The sequence below is a fragment of the Pseudomonas nitroreducens genome, assembly GCF_024170165.1.
Lineage (GTDB): Bacteria > Pseudomonadota > Gammaproteobacteria > Pseudomonadales > Pseudomonadaceae > Pseudomonas > Pseudomonas nitroreducens_C.
Window position 1 is genome coordinate 93,357 of sequence record NZ_JALJXP010000018.1, and the last position, 16,017, is coordinate 109,373.

Annotated in this window: 13 protein-coding genes and 1 riboswitch; of the genes, 7 read left to right on the plus strand and 6 right to left on the minus strand. The window is 69.4% G+C overall.

Annotated elements, in window-relative coordinates; genetic code table 11:
* Positions 1-16: 16 nt before the first annotated feature.
* The gene (gene cobN, locus J2T47_RS27340; RefSeq protein WP_253453648.1) at positions 17-3,763 is read left to right on the plus strand and encodes a cobaltochelatase subunit CobN; all 3,747 of its coding nucleotides are present in this window, start codon (positions 17-19) and stop codon (positions 3,761-3,763) included.
* Between the two features lie 200 nt (positions 3,764-3,963).
* Here the strand turns inward: cobN and J2T47_RS27345 are convergent, their stop codons facing one another.
* Both J2T47_RS27345 and J2T47_RS29290 read right to left on the minus strand, forming a co-directional pair.
* Positions 3,964-5,061, minus strand: coding sequence for a 3-deoxy-7-phosphoheptulonate synthase (locus tag J2T47_RS27345; protein WP_253453651.1), 1,098 nt, complete (start codon positions 5,059-5,061; stop codon positions 3,964-3,966).
* 311 nt (positions 5,062-5,372) lie between these two features.
* Positions 5,373-5,507, minus strand: a complete 135-nt coding sequence (locus tag J2T47_RS29290; RefSeq protein WP_301295705.1) for a hypothetical protein — start codon at positions 5,505-5,507, stop codon at positions 5,373-5,375.
* Between the two features lie 143 nt (positions 5,508-5,650).
* On the opposite strand from J2T47_RS29290, the gene J2T47_RS27350 reads away from it, so the two are divergent.
* Both J2T47_RS27350 and J2T47_RS27355 read left to right on the plus strand, forming a co-directional pair.
* Positions 5,651-6,658 (plus strand): ATP-binding protein, encoded by a 1,008-nt coding sequence (locus tag J2T47_RS27350; RefSeq protein ID WP_253453654.1) that lies wholly within the window; start codon positions 5,651-5,653, stop codon positions 6,656-6,658.
* Positions 6,640-7,329 (plus strand): vWA domain-containing protein, encoded by a 690-nt coding sequence (locus tag J2T47_RS27355; protein WP_253453715.1) that lies wholly within the window; start codon positions 6,640-6,642, stop codon positions 7,327-7,329. Before J2T47_RS27350 ends, J2T47_RS27355 begins: the two co-directional genes overlap by 19 nt.
* A gap of 55 nt (positions 7,330-7,384) precedes the next feature.
* On the opposite strand, the gene J2T47_RS27360 is transcribed toward J2T47_RS27355, so the two are convergent.
* The 4 genes from J2T47_RS27360 to cbiE form a co-directional block, all read right to left on the minus strand.
* The gene (locus J2T47_RS27360) at positions 7,385-8,008 is read right to left on the minus strand and encodes a glutathione S-transferase family protein (protein WP_253453657.1); all 624 of its coding nucleotides are present in this window, start codon (positions 8,006-8,008) and stop codon (positions 7,385-7,387) included.
* A 135-nt stretch (positions 8,009-8,143) separates the two neighbouring features.
* A complete protein-coding gene (locus tag J2T47_RS27365; RefSeq protein ID WP_253453660.1) occupies positions 8,144-8,872 on the minus strand; it encodes a cobalt-precorrin-6A reductase in 729 nt (242 codons plus the stop codon).
* Positions 8,869-9,966, minus strand: coding sequence for a cobalt-precorrin-5B (C(1))-methyltransferase (locus tag J2T47_RS27370; protein WP_253453662.1), 1,098 nt, complete (start codon positions 9,964-9,966; stop codon positions 8,869-8,871). The genes J2T47_RS27365 and J2T47_RS27370 overlap by 4 nt, the downstream gene beginning before the upstream one ends.
* A gap of 99 nt (positions 9,967-10,065) precedes the next feature.
* On the minus strand, positions 10,066-11,268 hold the full coding sequence (cbiE, locus tag J2T47_RS27375) for a precorrin-6y C5,15-methyltransferase (decarboxylating) subunit CbiE (protein ID WP_253453665.1): 1,203 nt from the start codon (positions 11,266-11,268) through the stop codon (positions 10,066-10,068).
* Positions 11,269-11,335: 67 nt separating this feature from the next.
* Positions 11,336-11,575: riboswitch (cobalamin riboswitch) on the plus strand.
* Between the two features lie 78 nt (positions 11,576-11,653).
* Here cbiE and cobG point away from each other — a divergent pair.
* The 4 genes from cobG to cobJ are packed head-to-tail and all read left to right on the plus strand — an operon-like array spanning position 11,654 to position 16,017.
* Positions 11,654-13,009: a precorrin-3B synthase gene (gene cobG / locus J2T47_RS27380; protein WP_253453669.1), complete on the plus strand. Its 1,356-nt coding sequence runs from the start codon at positions 11,654-11,656 to the stop codon at positions 13,007-13,009.
* Positions 13,002-13,628, plus strand: a complete 627-nt coding sequence (locus tag J2T47_RS27385; RefSeq protein ID WP_253453672.1) for a precorrin-8X methylmutase — start codon at positions 13,002-13,004, stop codon at positions 13,626-13,628. The genes cobG and J2T47_RS27385 overlap by 8 nt, the downstream gene beginning before the upstream one ends.
* On the plus strand, positions 13,625-14,368 hold the full coding sequence (locus tag J2T47_RS27390; protein ID WP_253453675.1) for a precorrin-2 C(20)-methyltransferase: 744 nt from the start codon (positions 13,625-13,627) through the stop codon (positions 14,366-14,368). Before J2T47_RS27385 ends, J2T47_RS27390 begins: the two co-directional genes overlap by 4 nt.
* Positions 14,368-16,017 carry a precorrin-3B C(17)-methyltransferase gene (cobJ, locus tag J2T47_RS27395; RefSeq protein ID WP_253453678.1) on the plus strand — a complete coding sequence of 550 codons (1,650 nt, stop codon included), beginning with the start codon at positions 14,368-14,370 and terminating at the stop codon, positions 16,015-16,017. The genes J2T47_RS27390 and cobJ overlap by 1 nt, the downstream gene beginning before the upstream one ends.

A 16,017-nucleotide genomic window follows, 5' to 3' on the forward strand; every position in this document is an offset into this window, starting at 1 on the left:
CGACAAGGCCCGATCCATGCACCTGCTGCGCACCCAACCCGGCGGCTTCGTCCCCGACGACGGCATCGCCCACCTGGCCCAGACGCCCGCCGAACTGGTGATCCTCTGCAGCGGCGATTCACACCTGGCGCTGCTCGCCGAGGCCGCCCGCGAGCTGCCGGAGGACTACCCGAGCCTGCGCCTGGCCAACCCCATGCAGCTGCAGAACCACGCCTCGGTGGACCTCTACGTCGACGAGGTGCTGCAGCACGCCAAGGTCATCCTGATCTCGGTGCACGGCGGCGTCGGTTACTGGCGCTACGGCATGGAGCAACTGGCGGCGCTGGCCGAGCGCGGCGTCACGCTGATCGCGGTACCCGGTGACGACAAGCCCGACCCCGAACTCGCCGCCCTGTGCAGCGTCCCCCCGCAGGATGCCGAGCGCCTCTGGCAGTACCTGCGCCAGGGCGGCATGGACAACGCCCGGCAGTTCTTCGCCTGCCTGGCCAACCGTCATCTGCAACGCGACTACGCCTGGAGTGAACCCCGCACGCTGCCGCGCGTGGCGGTCTATCACCCCCTGCTTGGTAGTTGCGGGCTCGGCAGTTGCGACCTCGCCCGCTGGCAGGCCGACTGGAACCCCGAGTGCCCGGTCGCCGCGCTGCTGTTCTATCGCACCCACCTGCAGGCGGCGAACACCGGTTTCATCGACACCTTCTGCGAACGCCTGCAGGCCCTGGGCATCAACCCTTTGCCCATCGCCGTGGCCAGTCTCAAGGAAGCCACCTGCCTGGAGGCAGTGGAAAGCCTGCTGGATAGCGCCGACGCCGAGCTGATCATCAACACCACCGGCTTCGCCCAGTCGAACCCCGAAGCACCGCAGGAGCGGCCCTTCAGACGCGACGTGCCGGTGCTGCAAGCCATCTGCTCGCTGGACAACTTCGACCTCTGGCGCGCCAACCCGCAGGGCCTCGGCCCACGCGACCTGGCCATGCACATCGCGCTGCCGGAGCTGGACGGCCGCATCATCACCCGGCCGATCAGCTTCAAGGGCCTGGCCTGGCGCAGCGAGCGCAGCCAGAGCGACGTGGTCTGCTACCTGCCGCACCTGCCGGGGATGGACTTCATCGCCGAGCTGGCGCGACGCTGGATGCTGCTCGCGCGCAAGGCCAACGCCGACAAGCGCGTGGCGCTGATCCTGGCCAATTACCCGACCCGCGACGGGCGCATCGGCAACGGTGTCGGTCTCGACACGCCGGCGGCCGCGCTGAACATCCTGCGCGCGCTGGAGAGTCAGGGTTATCCCGTCGCCGGCCTGCCCGAATCCGGCACCACGCTGATCCAGCAACTGCTCGGCGGCGTCAGCAACGACCTCGACAGCCTCGACCTGCGCCCCTGCGCGCAGAGCCTGGCGCTGGACGACTACCTCGCCTGCTTCGCGCGCCTGCCCGAAGCCAACCAGCAAGCCGTGCGCGAACGCTGGGGCGAGCCACAACAGGACCCGATGTTCCGCAGCGGCCGCCTGATGGTCGCCGGCCTGCGCCTGGGCCTCGGCTTCGTCGGCATCCAGCCGGCGCGCGGCTACCAGCTCGACGCCGCGGCGATCTACCACGACCCGTCGCTGGTGCCGCCCCACGGCTACCTCGCCTTCTACTTCTGGCTGCGCGAGGTGTTCGGCGCCGACGCGGTGATCCACGTCGGCAAGCACGGCAACCTCGAATGGCTGCCAGGCAAGGGCGTCGGGCTCTCCGAGGAGTGCTGGCCGGACGCGATCCTCGGCGCGCTGCCGAACCTCTACCCGTTCATCGTCAACGACCCCGGCGAAGGTGCGCAGGCCAAGCGCCGGGCCCAGGCGGTGATCATCGACCACCTGATGCCGCCGCTGACCCGTGCGGAAAACTACGGCCCGCTGCGCGACCTCGAACGCCTGGCCGACGAGTACTACGACGCCTCCCTGCTCGACCCGCGCCGCGCCACCGAGCTGCGCGGCGACATCCTCGCGCTGGTGCGCGAAACCTCGCTGGACCGCGAGCTGGGTCTGCAACTGAGCGACGATGCGGAGAGCTGGCTGCCGCAACTGGACGCCTACCTCTGCGACCTCAAGGAATCGCAGATTCGCGACGGCCTGCATGTGTTCGGCGAGTCGCCCGCAGGCGAGTTGCGCCGCGACACGCTGCTGTCATTGGTGCGCCTTCCGCGTGGAGATGGTCGTGGTGGCAACGCCAGCCTGCTGCGCGCGCTGAGCGAGGACCTGCAGCTGGGGCGCGACCCGCTCGACGAAGCCTTCGCCGAGGCCTGGGAAGGTCCGCGTCCGGACGCGCTGCTCGCGGTGAGCGACGAGCCCTGGCGCAGCAACGGCGACACCCGCGAGCGCCTGGAGCTGTTTGCCCTGCGCCTGATCGACGGCTCGGTCAGCGCCCCCGGCAGCGCCAGCGCGGCGGTCCTCGCGCAACTGCACCAGCAGATCGCCCCGACCCTGGACGCCTGTGGCGCCAGCGAAATCGCTCACCTGCTCGCCAGTCTCGACGGCCGCTTCGTCCCGCCCGGCCCCAGCGGCGCGCCCAGTCGCGGGCGGGTCGACGTGCTGCCCACCGGGCGCAACTTCTTCACCGTGGATGTGCGCAACCTGCCCACGCCCACCGCCTTCCGCCTGGGGTTCCAGTCGGCCAGCCGGTTGCTCGAACGCCACCTGCAGGACCACGGCGACCACCTGCGCCAGCTCGGCCTGTCGGTGTGGGGCACCGCGACCATGCGCACCGGCGGCGACGACATCGCCCAGGCCCTGGCGCTGCTCGGCGTGCGCCCGGTGTGGCAGGCCGGCAGCCAGCGCGTGGAAGATTTCGAGATCCTGCCAATCACCCTGCTCGACCGCCCGCGGGTCGACGTCACGCTGCGCGTCTCGGGCTTCTTCCGCGATGCCTTCGCCAACCTGATCCGGCTGTTCGACGCCGCCGTGCAGGCGATTGCCGCGCTGGACGAGCCGGACGACCTGAACCCGCTGGCCGCACGCGTGCGGGCCGACCAATCACGTTTGCAATCCGAGGGACTGGAACTGGATGAAGCCCGCCGCCAGGCCGGCTGGCGCATCTTCGGCGCCCAGCCCGGTGCGTACGGCGCCGGCGTGCAGGGCGTGATCGAATCACGCCAGTGGGACAGCCGCGCCGATCTTGCCGAGGCCTACCTGAACTGGGGCGGCTACGCCTACGGCGCCAGCGACGACGGTACCCCGGCGCGCGCACGCTTCGCCCAGCGCCTGTCCGGCCTGCAGGCAGTGCTGCACAACCAGGACAACCGCGAGCACGACATCCTCGATTCCAACGACTACTACCAGTTCCAGGGCGGCATGCTCGCCGCCGCCGAGGTCATCCAGGGCCAATCGCTGGCCAGCTACCACGGCGACCACAGCCAGCCGGACAACCCGCGCATCCGCACCCTGAAGGAAGAACTCGGCCGCGTGGTGCGCGCCCGCGCGGTGAACCCGAAATGGATCGCCGGCATGAAGCGCCACGGCTACAAGGGCGCCTTCGAACTGGCCGCGACGGTGGACTACCTGTTCGCCTTCGACGCCACCAGCGAGCTGGTGGACGACCACCAGTACCGCCTGCTGGCAGACGCCTACCTGCTGGACGACGACACCCGCGAATTCATCCGCCAGCACAACCCCGAAGCCCTGCGCGACATCGCCGAACGCCTGGTGGAAGCCCAGCAACGCGGGTTGTGGGAAGAGCCGGGGGAATACCGCGAGGCGCTGGAGAATCTGCTGGTGAACAGCGAGGAGCAGTGAGGTATTTCCAACTTGCGTAGGAGCGGACTTCGTCCGCGATGGTGTCCAGCTCGATGCAGACCTATCGCGGACAGAGTCCGCTCCTGCGTCTCCATCGAATACGGTGTGACGGGTTTGCGTGTAGGAGCGAGCTTGCTCGCGAACATTGCCCCGCAGCGGAGGCGGGTTCGCGAGCAAGCTCGCTCCTACGAAAGGCAGGCTCAGCCCCGACGCAGCCGCTCCGCCGCATTCAGCAGCAGCGCCTCGGTGCCGCTCCAGCCCAGGCAGCCGTCGGTGATCGAGACGCCGTAGCGCAGCTCGCCGGACAACGGCTGGCAGCCGTCGAACAGATGACTCTCCAGCATCACGCCGCGCAGCGAAGCGTCGCCGGCCAGGCGCTGGTCGAGGACGCTGTCCAGCACTGCCGGCTGGCGCAGCGGGTCCTTGCCGCTGTTGGCGTGGCTGCAGTCCACCATGATGCTCGGCTCGAGGCCGAGCTTCTCCAGCCCCTGGCGAATCTGCTGCACGCTGGCCGCGTCGAAGTTCGGGCCGGCATGGCCGCCGCGCAGCACCAGGTGGCTGTCCGGGTTGCCCTGGGTCTGCACCAGCGACGGGCGACCCAGCGCATCGATGCCGAAGTGCTGGTGCGGGTGTGCCGCCGAACGCATGGCGTCGGTGGCGATGCCGATGCTGCCGTCGGTGCCGTTCTTGAAACCCACTGGCAGATCGAGGCCACTGACCATCTCGCGGTGCACCTGGGATTCGCTGGTGCGCGCACCGATGGCGGCCCAGCCCAGCAGGTCGTCGAAGTAGCCGGCCACCAGCGGTTGCAGCAGTTCGGTGGCAATCGGCAGGCCACGCTCGAGCATGCCCAGCATCAGCCGGCGCGACAGTTCCAGGCCGCCGGCCATGTCGCCAGTGCCATCCAGCTGCGGGTCGTAGACCAGGCCTTTCCAGCCGATAGTGGTGCGCGGCTTCTCGACGTAGGCGCGCATCACCAGCAGCAGCTGGTCGCTCACCTGCGGCGCCAGTTCGGCGAGGCGGTCGGCGTATTCGAGGGCGGCGAGGGGGTCGTGCAGCGAGCACGGGCCGATGACGACCAGCAGGCGCGGATCGCGGCCATCGAGGACAGCGCGGATCGCCTCGCGGCCTTCGCGGACGCGGTGGGCCATGGCGGCGGACAGCGGCAGGTGCTGGCGCAGTTCGGCGGGGCTCGGCAGCGGTTGTTCGCGGCGGCGGGCAGAGGGCAGCGGCAGGTCGAGGACTTCGGCGGAGGCTGCGTGTTCGGGGCGGATCAGGGCGGAGGTGGAAGCATTCATCTGACTGGCATCCTTGGCCGGCGCGGTAGTCTTTCCGCGCTCGGCGCTCTATCTAGGTGTTCGTGGCAAGGCTCGTTGGGTGGCACGCAGCGCGCTGCTAAATCGCCAGTCGGAGTTGCGGTAATAGCGGTAATCAGTGGTGTAGGCGGTCATGTCTGGATCCTCTGTCCGGGCGTGTTGGCCCGATTCAATTCGTTGGCAATGTGTTGGCCTTGTGGGCCGGAAAAACAAAAACCCCGGTCGGGTTGCCGACCGGGGTTTTGGGAAACTGTCTGGTTGGCGACCCTGCTTGCTAGGGCGCCTGTGGGGTATCAGGCGCGCCTTTGGCTAAACCAATACCCATAGAAGAAATAGCCGGCAGCAGCGGCCAGAACCTGCGCGCGAGCATCTACGGAGCCAATGGCACCGAGGCGGGCGAGGGACTGGATGGACAGGCTGGACGGCATGATGTTCTCCGTGGAAGTGGAGCCAAGGTACTGCATCGCGCAGCGTCGATCAATGACTTGAGTCTATCGATCCGATGGACATTGGTCGCACCTCCTTCGTCCGGTTCGCTACCATGCACGGACGAAATCCGCAGGAAATCCCCATGAGCGCCCTTCCCCATTTCCCACTGGCAGCCGTCGTCGGCGCCGATGAGCTGAAACTGGCCCTGTGCCTGGCAGCCATCGACCCGGCCATCGGCGGCGTGCTGATCGAAGGGCCGCGTGGCATGGCCAAGTCCACCCTGGCGCGCGGCGTGGCCGATGTGCTGGACGGCGGGCGCTTCGTCACCCTGCCGCTGGGCGCCAGCGAGGAACGCATCGTCGGCACCCTCGACCTGGACGCCGCGCTGGGCGAAGGCCGTGCGCAGTTCTCCCCCGGTGTGCTGGCCCACGCCCACGGCGGCGTACTCTATGTGGATGAAGTGAACCTGCTGCCCGACCACCTCGTCGACCTGCTGCTCGACGTGGCCGCCAGCGGGGTCAACCTGATCGAACGCGACGGACTGTCCCACAGCCACCCGGCGCGCTTCGTGCTGATCGGCACGATGAACCCCGAGGAAGGCGAGCTGCGCCCGCAACTGCTGGACCGCTTCGGCCTCAAGGTGCAGCTGGAAGGTGCTCCGGCACCGAGCGAGCGCGCCGAGATCGTCCGCCGTCGACTTGCCTTCGATGCCGACCCGCAGGCGTTCCTCGCGCACTGGCAAGGCGCGCAGCAAGCCCTGCAACAACGCTGCGGCGATGCCCGCCAGCAACTGACTGCAATTCCCCTGGATGATGCCGCGCTGGAGACCATCGCCGAACGCTGCCATGCCGCCGGCGTCGACGGTCTGCGCGCCGACCTCGTCTGGCTGCGTGCTGCCCGCGCCCATGCCGCCTGGCGCGGTGCCAACGCGATCGGGGCGCAGGACATCGATGCAGTCGAGCACTTCGCCCTCGCCCATCGCCGTCGCCACGCGCCGCCGCAATCGCACACGCCGCCGCAGTCTTCTTCCAGCCAGCCGCAGGCGCCATCCGATGCTTCCAACGGCGAAGGCCAGTGGGGCGAATTGCCCGCCCAGAGCGTCGCCATGGGCGAACGCCGGCAACTGACGGGCTGGCCAAAAAAGCCCTGAGCATCCGCCCGCGCCCGGCCCCAGGCGCGGATGCCAACCCCCGACCCGGCCAACTCGCCGGCGGCCGCAGCGGCGCCCGCCAGAACGGCGCGCACGGCCGAATCGACTGGCCCGCCAGCCTGCGCAACGGCCGCCCGCAACGCCGCGCCGACCTGGTGCTGCGCGCCCGCAGCCGCAAGCCCGGCGAACTCTGGATGGTGATAGTCGACGCCTCCGCCAGTACCCGCCGCCACGGCGCGCTCGCCCGCGCAAAGGGCCTGCTCGCCGACACCTTCGAACAGGCCTACCGGCAACGCGCGCGCCTCGCCGTGCTGCACGCTACCGGCACCCAACCGCGCTGGTTGTGGCAGGGCCAGAAGGCGTCGGCACAATTGCAGGAATGGCTGGAACACCTCGGAGCCGGTGGCGGCACCCCACTGATCGAGGCGCTGCAGCAAGCCCGCGAATGGCTGGACCAGCGTCAGCGACAGAAACCGGATGAGCGCCAGCGCCTGCTGGTGCTGACCGACGGCCGCCTGCGCGACTGGCCGGCGCTGCAGCCGCTGAACTGCCCGACGCTGCTGGTGGATACCGAAGGCGGTAGCGTGCGACTGGGCAGGGCCAGGAAACTGGCGGAAGAGCTCGACGCCGAATACCGGCCGATCGGCGATCTTTCAGCGCTCGGCCGTTAAGGGCCCTCGCCCCAAACCTGGCTGGGGGGCGATCCGCGACGCCAAATGCCCCCGTTCAAGGCTCCCCGTTGCGCCCGAGCTGCAGGAACCCCGGCCGCTCGCTCAGCCGTTCGTAGTAGGCCGCCACAGCCGGCAGTTCCGGGCGCTGCATCGGTGTCAGGTACCAGCGGTTCACCGCCAGGCCGAGCACGATATCGGCCAGGCTGAAGCAGGCGCCGGTGACGAACGCCCCCGTGCGCGCCAGCTGGCGGTCCAGCAGGGCCATGCCGTGGTTCCACTGCGCCTCGCTCAGGGCAATGGCGGATTCATCGGTGTGGCTGGGACTATTGCGCACCCTGGCCATGAACACGTAGCGCCAGGCGTTGTTCAGCTCGGTGGCCTGCCAGCCCATCCACTGCTCCACCAAGGCCCGCTCGCGGGGCGACGTGGGCAGAAGCTCGTCCAGCGGATAGCGGGTGGCGAGGTAGCTGCAGATCGCGTTGGATTCCCAGAGCACGAAGTCGCCGTCGACCAGGACCGGCACCATGGCGTTGGGGTTGAGCGCAATGAACTCCGCCGAGGCGGTGGAGCGAAAACCCGTGCCCCAGTCTTCCCGTTCGTAGGGCAGGTTCAGTTCGGCGCAGGTCCAGAGCACCTTGCGCACGTTGATCGATGAAGCGCGGCCGAGTATTCGCAGCATGGTGTCACTCCCTGTGAAAACCGGGGCCCAGCATAGAGGCTGGCGGAACGGCGGAGAAGCCCGGTCTTGACGCCATACCGAGCTTGCCCGCGAACCGCTACGAAGCTGTGAACACGCGCTGCACGGGACGTTCCTTCAATCGGCCGCGAGGGGCTCCAGCGCCTGCCAGAGCGACTCGACGCTGGCGAACTCCCGGTCCACTGCCGGCAGCTCCGGCCGCGCCAGGATCAGCACCGGCACACCGCGCTCGCGGGCGACTTGCAGCTTCGGTTCGGTGGCCTGGCTGCCGCTGTTCTTGCTGACCAGCACGTCGGTGCCCAGACGGGTGAACAGCTCGCGCTCGTCCTCCAGTGTGAACGGCCCGCGCGCGCCGAGCACTTCGGCGCGCACGTTGCCGGGCAGGCTCTGCAGGCAGCGCACGGTCCAGTGCTGGTGGGCGGGGATTTCTTCGAGATGTTCCAGCGGCTCACGGCCCATCGTGAACAGCGGGCGCCTGAACACTTCCAGCGCCGCGATCAGCGCCGGCCAGCCGGCCACCTCGCGCCAGTCGTCATCCGCACCGGCCTGCCAACCGGGACGACGCAGCGCCCAACAGGGTACGCCAGCCAATTGCGCGGCGCGGGCAGCGTTGACGCTGATCTGCGCAGCGTAGGGGTGGGTGGCATCGAGCAACAGGTCGAAGCCGCGCTCGCGGATGAAATCGGCAAGGCCTTCGGCGCCGCCGTAACCGCCCACCCGCACTTCGCAGGCGAGGTCATCCGGCACCTTGCCGAGGCCGGCGAGGCTGTACAGGTGTGACCGCCCCAGACGCCGCGCAATGGCCAGCGCTTCGCCAATCCCCCCCAGCAGCAGGACACGTATCATCGCACCTCCAGCGCCTCGCCCACCAGGTTGCCCTGGCGGTCGATGGCAAAGACTTCCAGCGTCACTTCAAGGGGCACGATACGCCGGGCGAAGGCCAGCGCGCGGGCACAAACGGCATCGCCGAGGGCAATGCCCTCGGCGCGGCACAGCGCCAGTGCCTGCTGGCTGGTATTGGCCTCGCGCATGCGTTGTTGCAGCTCCGCCGACGCGCCGATCTGCGCCGCCCACTCGGCGAGCTGCGGCAGGTCGATGCTGGAGTGGCGGCTGTGCAGATCCATGTGACCGGCGGCGAGCTTGCTGATCTTGCCGAAGCCGCCGCAGACGCTGAAGCGTTCCACCGGCACCTTGCGCAAGTGCTTGAGCGCCGCGCCGGCGAAGTCGCCCATCTCGATCAGCGCGGTGTCGTCGAAGCCGTAGCGACGGCGCATGGCATCCTCGCTGGCGTTGCCGGTACAGGCAGCCAGGTGGCGGAAGCCGTTGGCGCGGGCGACGTCGATGCCCTGCTGGATCGAGGCGATGTACGCCGAGCAGGAGAACGGTCGGACGATGCCGGTGGTGCCGAGGATCGACAGACCGCCGAGGATGCCCAGGCGCGGGTTCATGGTCTTGAGCGCCAGCTCGGCGCCGCCCTCGATATTGATCGTGACCTCGAAGCCACCGGCATAGCCGCACTCGGCCGCCAACGCAGCGAGGTTGCCCTGCATCATCTGCCGCGGCACCGGGTTGATCGCCGGCTCGCCCACCGCCAGCACCAACCCCGGCCTGGTGACGGTGCCGACGCCTTCTCCCGCACGGAAACGCACACCGGGCTCAGTGCTCAGCGCGACGCGGGCGAAGACCAGCGCACCGTGGGTCACGTCCGGGTCGTCGCCGGCATCCTTCAGCGTGCCGGCTTCGGCGCCCTCGGCGGTGAGCCGGCAGAACTCCAGGCGCAGGGTCGCGCTGCGCTCTTTCGGCAGGGCGATCTGCGCCGCATCCAGCGCCTCACCGGTGAGCAGCAGGCGCGCTGCCGCCAGACTGGTGGCGGTGGCGCAGCTGCCGGTGGTGTAGCCGCTGCGCAACGGGCGGGGTTCTTCGGAGGTCTCGTCACGCATGGCGAAGCGCATCGTAGGATGGGTGGAGCGGAGCGATACCCATGCTGTTCCGGTTGGCCAGGCCCCATTGCGCCCTGACGATCGGACGAACAGAACAGGTCATTCCTTCCACACTTCCAGCAGGGTGATCGGCAACGCCGCGCGCCAGGTATCGAAGCCGCCGAGCGGCTGGGCCTGGGACACCGACAGGCGGGTCAGCTCGCCGCCGATGCGGGCGCGCCAGCTCAGCAGCATCGACTCGCTCTGCAGGGTGACGGCGTTGGCGATCAGCCGGCCGCCGGGCTTGAGTTGCTCCCAGCACTGCTCGAATACGCCGGGCAGGGTCACGCCGCCGCCGATGAAGATCGCGTCGGGGCGCTCCAGCCCCTGCAACGCATCCGGCGCGGCGCCGCAGACCAGCTGCAGCGCCGGCACACCGAGGGCGTCACGGTTGAAACGGATGTGCTCCTGGCGCCCATCGTTGGCCTCGATGGCCAGCGTGCGACAGCTTGGATGGGCGCGCATCCATTCGATGCCGATAGAGCCGCATCCGGCGCCGACATCCCACAGCAGCTCACCCGGCTTGGGCGCCAATCGCGCCAGGGTCACGGCACGCACGTCACGCTTGGTCAGCTGGCCGTCGTGGCGATAGGCGTCGTCCGGCAGGCCGCTGGTCAATGGCAGGCGAACCGCGTCGGCGCCAGCCCCGCAATGCACCGCGACGATATTCAGCGCAGCGGTCTGGCTCGGCGACCAGTCACTGGCGAGCCCGTCGATGCGGCGCTCAGCCTCGCCGCCCAGGTGCTCCAGCACACTGAGGCGACTCGCGCCGAAACCCCGCTCGCGCAGCAGCGCGGCAATGGCCGCCGGGCTGTCGCCGTCATTGCTGAGGATCAGCAGCTTCACGCCGTCATGGATCTGCGCATGAAGTGCGGCCAATGGGCGCGCCACCAGCGACAACAGCGCGCAGTCCTGCAATGCCCAGCCCATCCGCGCCGCCGCGAGAGAGGCGGAGGAAGGTGCGGAAAGCACGAGCATTTCCTCGGACGGAATCTGACGGGCGAGGCTCGCGCCGACGCCGAACAGCATCGGATCGCCGCTGGCCAGTACGCAGGTCGGTTCGCCGCGGCGGCGCAACACCGGTTCCAGGCTGAACGGGCTCGGCCAGGCCCGGCGCCGGGCGCCCAGGCAATGCGGCAGCAACTCCAGCTGGCGCGGCGCGCCAATCACTTCGCTGGCGGCGAGCAGGGCGCGGCGCGCAGCCTTGCCGAGGCCGGCATAGCCGTCCTCGCCGATGCCGACGATGGTCAGCCAGGGCGTCATGAAATGTCCTCAGGGGTGCGACGATCGATCCGACGGGCAGGCTTTTCCTGACCTCGGGCAAAGCAGGCATAATACCCGCTTCGTCGGTGCTCGTAGGACGCTTCGCCTTTACGGTGAGGTTTCTCAGAGCCGAAGAGGGAACACGGTTAAGCCGTGGCTGCCCCCGCAACTGTAAGCAGCGAGTCCGCGCAATGCGGCGACACGAGAACGAGGTTCCGTGGCGCCGGCCAGGCCACTGGGCAACCGGGAAGGCCGCGCTGGATGAGGACCTGCCAGCCAGGAGACCTGCCGACGAAACCAGTCGCGCGTGCAGACATCGAGCGGGGTGTATCGGTGTCGTGAAGTCCCCTGTGGGGGATTCGCAGGTCACCGCGACCCAGCCCTGGTGACCACCGTGCAAGACCCTTCAGCCCTGCCCGTCCGTCCGCATGCCTGCCCCGGCCTGCTGCGCATCGTCGCCTCCCGCGATGGCGGCATCTGCCGCATCAAGCTGCCTTGTGGGCAGCTCGACGCCAGCGCCGCGCGCGCTATCGCGATGGCTGCCGAACGGCATGCCGACGGCGTGCTGGAAGCGACCAACCGCGCCAACCTGCAGATTCGCGGCGTGCCTGCCGGCGCCGAAAATGCGCTGAGCCGCGAACTGCTGGCCGCCGGCCTCGGCCCGCGTGAGCTGGCGTCGGACGACGTGCGCAACCTGCTGGTCAGCCCGGCAATGGGCCTGGGCACTGGCCGTGCTGTCGATGCGAGCCCGCTGGCCCGTCAGTTGCTCGACCTGCTGGAGCGCACCCCGCGCTTCCACGGCCTGTCACCCAAGTTCGGCATCCAACTGGACGCCGGCGAAGCGCTGGCGATGCTGGAGCACCCCAACGATCTCTGGCTGTCGGCCATGTCCGACGATGCGGCGCCGTTGTTCGCCTTCGGCCTGGCCGGCTATCCGCCGCAGCGCGAGAGTGATCGCCCCGCCCTCGCCGCTGTATCCGCCGAGCAGGTGCCGGCGCTGGTGGAAACCCTTTTGCACCTGTTCCTCGATCTCGCCGGCGACGGCCAGACGCGCATGCGCCACCTGCGCGAGATGCTCCGCGACGAAGTGCTGCTGGAGCGCCTGCAGCAACGCCTGCCCTTCCCGCTGCAACTCGGGCCGGCTGTGGATAACTGGCGACGGCCTGCACCGACGGCTTTCGGCCATCTCGGAATTCGTTCTCAGCGCCAGCCGGAACACGTCATGGTGGGTGCCGGATTCGTCCTCGGACGCCTGGACAGCACGACGCTGTTCGGCCTCGCCGATCTGGCCGAGCGCTTCAGCGGCGGACAGATTCGTCTGACGCCCTGGCAAAGTCTGATCCTCCCTGACGTGGCACAAACCGACGCCGTCGTCGTGCTCGGCGCGCTGGCCAACCTCGGCCTGGTGATCGACGCCGCGCAGCCGCTGTCGCGCCTCGTCGCCTGCAGCGGTTCCAGCGGTTGCGCCCGCGGGCTGGCCGATACCAAGGCCGATGCCCTGCGCCTGGCCGAACGTCTGCGCCACGCGCCGCCGGCCGGCGTGCACCTGTGCGGCTGCCCGCGCTCCTGCGCCGCCGCCCACATCGCCCCCTACACCCTGCTGGCCGTCGCCGACGGCCGCTACGACCTGTTCCGTCGCGCCGATGGCGTGGCCGGCTTCGGCCAGCCGCTGGCGCGCAACCTTTCCCTCGATGCCGCCGGCGACCTGCTGGCCGCACCCGGAGCCCTCACCGATGCTTGATTACATTCGCGACGGCCAGGCGATCTACCGCCAGTCCTTCGCCACCATTCGTGCCGAAGCCGACCTCTCCGGCATCCCTGCCGACCTCGAGAAACTCGCCGTGCGGGTGATCCACGCCTGCGGCATGGTCGACGTCGTGCAGGACCTGCGCTTCTCCGCCGGCGCCGGCGCCATCGGCCGTGCCGCACTGGCCGCCGGCGCGCCGATCCTCTGCGATGCGCGGATGGTCGCCGAGGGCATCACCCGCGCGCGCCTGCCGGCACACAACGAGGTGATCTGCACCCTCAACAATGCGGACGTGCCCGACCTCGCCCGCGAGCGGGGCAACACCCGCTCGGCGGTGGCGCTGGAGCACTGGCGCGAGCACCTGGAAGGCAGCGTGGTGGTGATCGGCAACGCGCCGACCGCGCTCTTCTACCTGCTGGAAATGCTCGATGCCGGCGCACCGAGGCCGGCGCTGATCCTCGGCTTCCCGGTGGGTTTCGTCGGCGCCATGGAATCCAAGGACGCCCTCGCCGCCGACAGTCGCGGCGTGCCCTACGTGATCGTCCGCGGTCGTCGCGGTGGCAGCGCGATGGCCGCCGCCGCGGTGAACGCCCTGGCCACGGAGGTGGAATGATGAGCGGCCGCCTGATCGGCCTGGGCGTCGGCCCTGGCGACCCGGAACTGCTGACCCTCAAGGCCCTGCGCCTGCTGCGCGCCGCCCCGGTGATCGGTTACTTCGTGGCCAAGGCCAAGCACCATGCCGGCCAGGGCGGCAACGCCTTCGCCATCATCGAGCAGCACCTGCTCGACGAGCAGCAGCGCCTGCCGCTGGTCTACCCGGTGACCACCGAGAAGCTGGAGCCGCCGCTGACCTACGAAGGCGTGATCAGTGACTTCTATGACACCGCCGCCGAGCAGGTGGCGACGCACCTGGATGCCGGCCGCGACGTGGCGGTGATCTGCGAGGGCGATCCGTTCTTCTATGGCTCCTACATGTACCTGCATGACCGTCTTGCGGACCGCTACGACACCGAAGTCGTACCCGGCGTCTGCTCGATGCTCGGCAGCGCAGCGGTGCTCGGCGTGCCGCTGGTGTATCGCAACCAGAGCCTGTCGGTACTCTCCGGCGTGCTGCCGGAGGACGAACTCAAGCGCCGCCTGGCCGACGCCGATGCGGCAGTGGTGATGAAGCTCGGCCGCAACTTCGACAAGGTCCGCCGCGTGCTGCGCGAACTGGGCCGCGACGGCGGCGCCCACTATGTCGAGCGGGCGACGATGCGCGAGCAGCGCATCGTTGCGCTGGACGACGTCGACCCGATGGCCTCGCCGTACTTCTCGATGATCGTCATCCCCGGCCAGCGGTGGAACGGCTGATGCGCGCTGCCATTGTCATTCTCGGCCAGGGCGCGCTGACCACAGCCCGACGCCTGCAGGGCACTTATCCACAGGCGCGTGTGCTGGGCCTGAAGGACCGTGTCGAAGGCGCCGATGAGTCCTACGCGAACTTCGGCGATACCCTGCGCCAGCTCTACCGCGACGACACCCCGATCATCGCCCTGTGCGCGGCCGGCATCGTCATCCGCACCCTCGCCCCGCTGCTGCTCGAGAAAGGTGCGGAGCCGCCGGTACTGGTCGTCGCCGAAGACGGCAGCGCCGTGGTGCCGCTGCTCGGCGGGCTCGGTGGGGTAAACCGCATGGCCCGCGAGCTGGCCGTCGCGCTGGAAGTGGCGCCGGCCATCACTACCAGCGGCGAGCTGCGCTTCGGCGCCTGCCTGCTCGACCCGCCGCCGGGCTATGTGCTGGCGGACATCGAGCAGGGCAAGCGCTTCGTCTCCGACCTGCTGGGCGGCGACACCCTGCGCATCGAAGGCGATGCGCCCTGGCTGGACGAACTGGACCTGCCGCTGGCCGACGATGCCGCGCACACCCTGCGCATCGACGTCCGCGCCGAGGGCGTCGCGCAGAACGAGCTGCGCATCCATCCGCGCGTCGTCCTCGCCCATGTTTCGCTGGTCGATTCGCAGCTGCCCGAACGTATCCGCCAGGGCCTGGCGCAGGCCGGGCTGGCCGAGGCATCGCTGGGCGCGCTGGTCGCACCGCGCTGCCGCATGGCCGATCCGGCGCTGACCGAGGCTGCCCGCGAGCTGGGCGTGCCACTGCGGTTTATCCACAGCGATGACGAGCTGCCGCCGGCGGTGCTGCATGGCGACTCCTTCCACCTGCACCGCGCCGCCAAGCCAGCTGAAGCCGAAGGTATTGGCCAGCCGCGCGGACGACTCAGCGTGATCGGCCTTGGCCCCGGCGCCAGCGACTTCATGATCCCCGCCGTGCGTCGTGCGCTGGACGAAGCCCAGGACCTGCTCGGCTACGAGACCTACGTGAAGATGGCCGAGCCACTGCGCGACGACCAGGTGCGCCACTGCACCGACAACCGCGAGGAAATGCAGCGTGCCCGCCACGCCTTCGAACTGGCCGCCAGCGGTCGGCGCGTGGTGGTGATTTCCTCCGGCGACCCCGGCGTCTTCGCCATGGCTGCCGCAGTGATGGAAGCCCTGCACGAGAGCAGCGATCCGCACTGGCATGGCGTGGAGCTGGAGGTACTGCCGGGGGTGTCTGCCGCGCTGGCTGCTGCCGCCAAGGCCGGCGCGCCGCTGGGGCATGACTTCTGTCTGATTTCCCTGTCGGACAACCTCAAGCCCTGGGACACCATCGAGAAACGCCTGGACCATGCCGGCGCTGCCGACCTGGCCACGGCGTTCTACAACCCGATCTCCAGGGCCCGCCCCTGGCAGCTGGGGCGCGCGCTGGAAATCGTCCGCCGCCACCGCACGCCGGAAACGCTGGTGGTGCTCGGTCGCGACATCGGCCGCCCGGCGGAAGCCCTGCGCGTCGTCACCCTTGGCGAGCTGGTGCCGGAGATGGTCGACATGCGCACGCTGGTAATCATCGGTTCCTCCCTGACCCGACGCTTCCCCCGCGCTGACGGCGGCGACTGGGTGTATACGCCGCGCTGGTATCGCTGA

What these genes read in the sequence shown, in the direction of transcription:
- cobN (WP_253453648.1), top strand. Translation starts at nt 17, where the DNA reads ATGCACCTGCTGCGCACCCAACCCGGCGGCTTCGTCCCCGACGACGGC.
- J2T47_RS27345 (WP_253453651.1), bottom strand. Translation starts at nt 5,061, where the DNA reads ATGAATGCTTCCACCTCCGCCCTGATCCGCCCCGAACACGCAGCCTCC.
- J2T47_RS29290 (WP_301295705.1), bottom strand. Translation starts at nt 5,507, where the DNA reads ATGCCGTCCAGCCTGTCCATCCAGTCCCTCGCCCGCCTCGGTGCCATT.
- J2T47_RS27350 (WP_253453654.1), top strand. Translation starts at nt 5,651, where the DNA reads ATGAGCGCCCTTCCCCATTTCCCACTGGCAGCCGTCGTCGGCGCCGAT.
- J2T47_RS27360 (WP_253453657.1), bottom strand. Translation starts at nt 8,008, where the DNA reads ATGCTGCGAATACTCGGCCGCGCTTCATCGATCAACGTGCGCAAGGTG.
- J2T47_RS27365 (WP_253453660.1), bottom strand. Translation starts at nt 8,872, where the DNA reads ATGATACGTGTCCTGCTGCTGGGGGGGATTGGCGAAGCGCTGGCCATT.
- J2T47_RS27370 (WP_253453662.1), bottom strand. Translation starts at nt 9,966, where the DNA reads ATGCGTGACGAGACCTCCGAAGAACCCCGCCCGTTGCGCAGCGGCTAC.
- cbiE (WP_253453665.1), bottom strand. Translation starts at nt 11,268, where the DNA reads ATGACGCCCTGGCTGACCATCGTCGGCATCGGCGAGGACGGCTATGCC.
- J2T47_RS27385 (WP_253453672.1), top strand. Translation starts at nt 13,002, where the DNA reads ATGCTTGATTACATTCGCGACGGCCAGGCGATCTACCGCCAGTCCTTC.
- J2T47_RS27390 (WP_253453675.1), top strand. Translation starts at nt 13,625, where the DNA reads ATGATGAGCGGCCGCCTGATCGGCCTGGGCGTCGGCCCTGGCGACCCG.
- cobJ (WP_253453678.1), top strand. Translation starts at nt 14,368, where the DNA reads ATGCGCGCTGCCATTGTCATTCTCGGCCAGGGCGCGCTGACCACAGCC.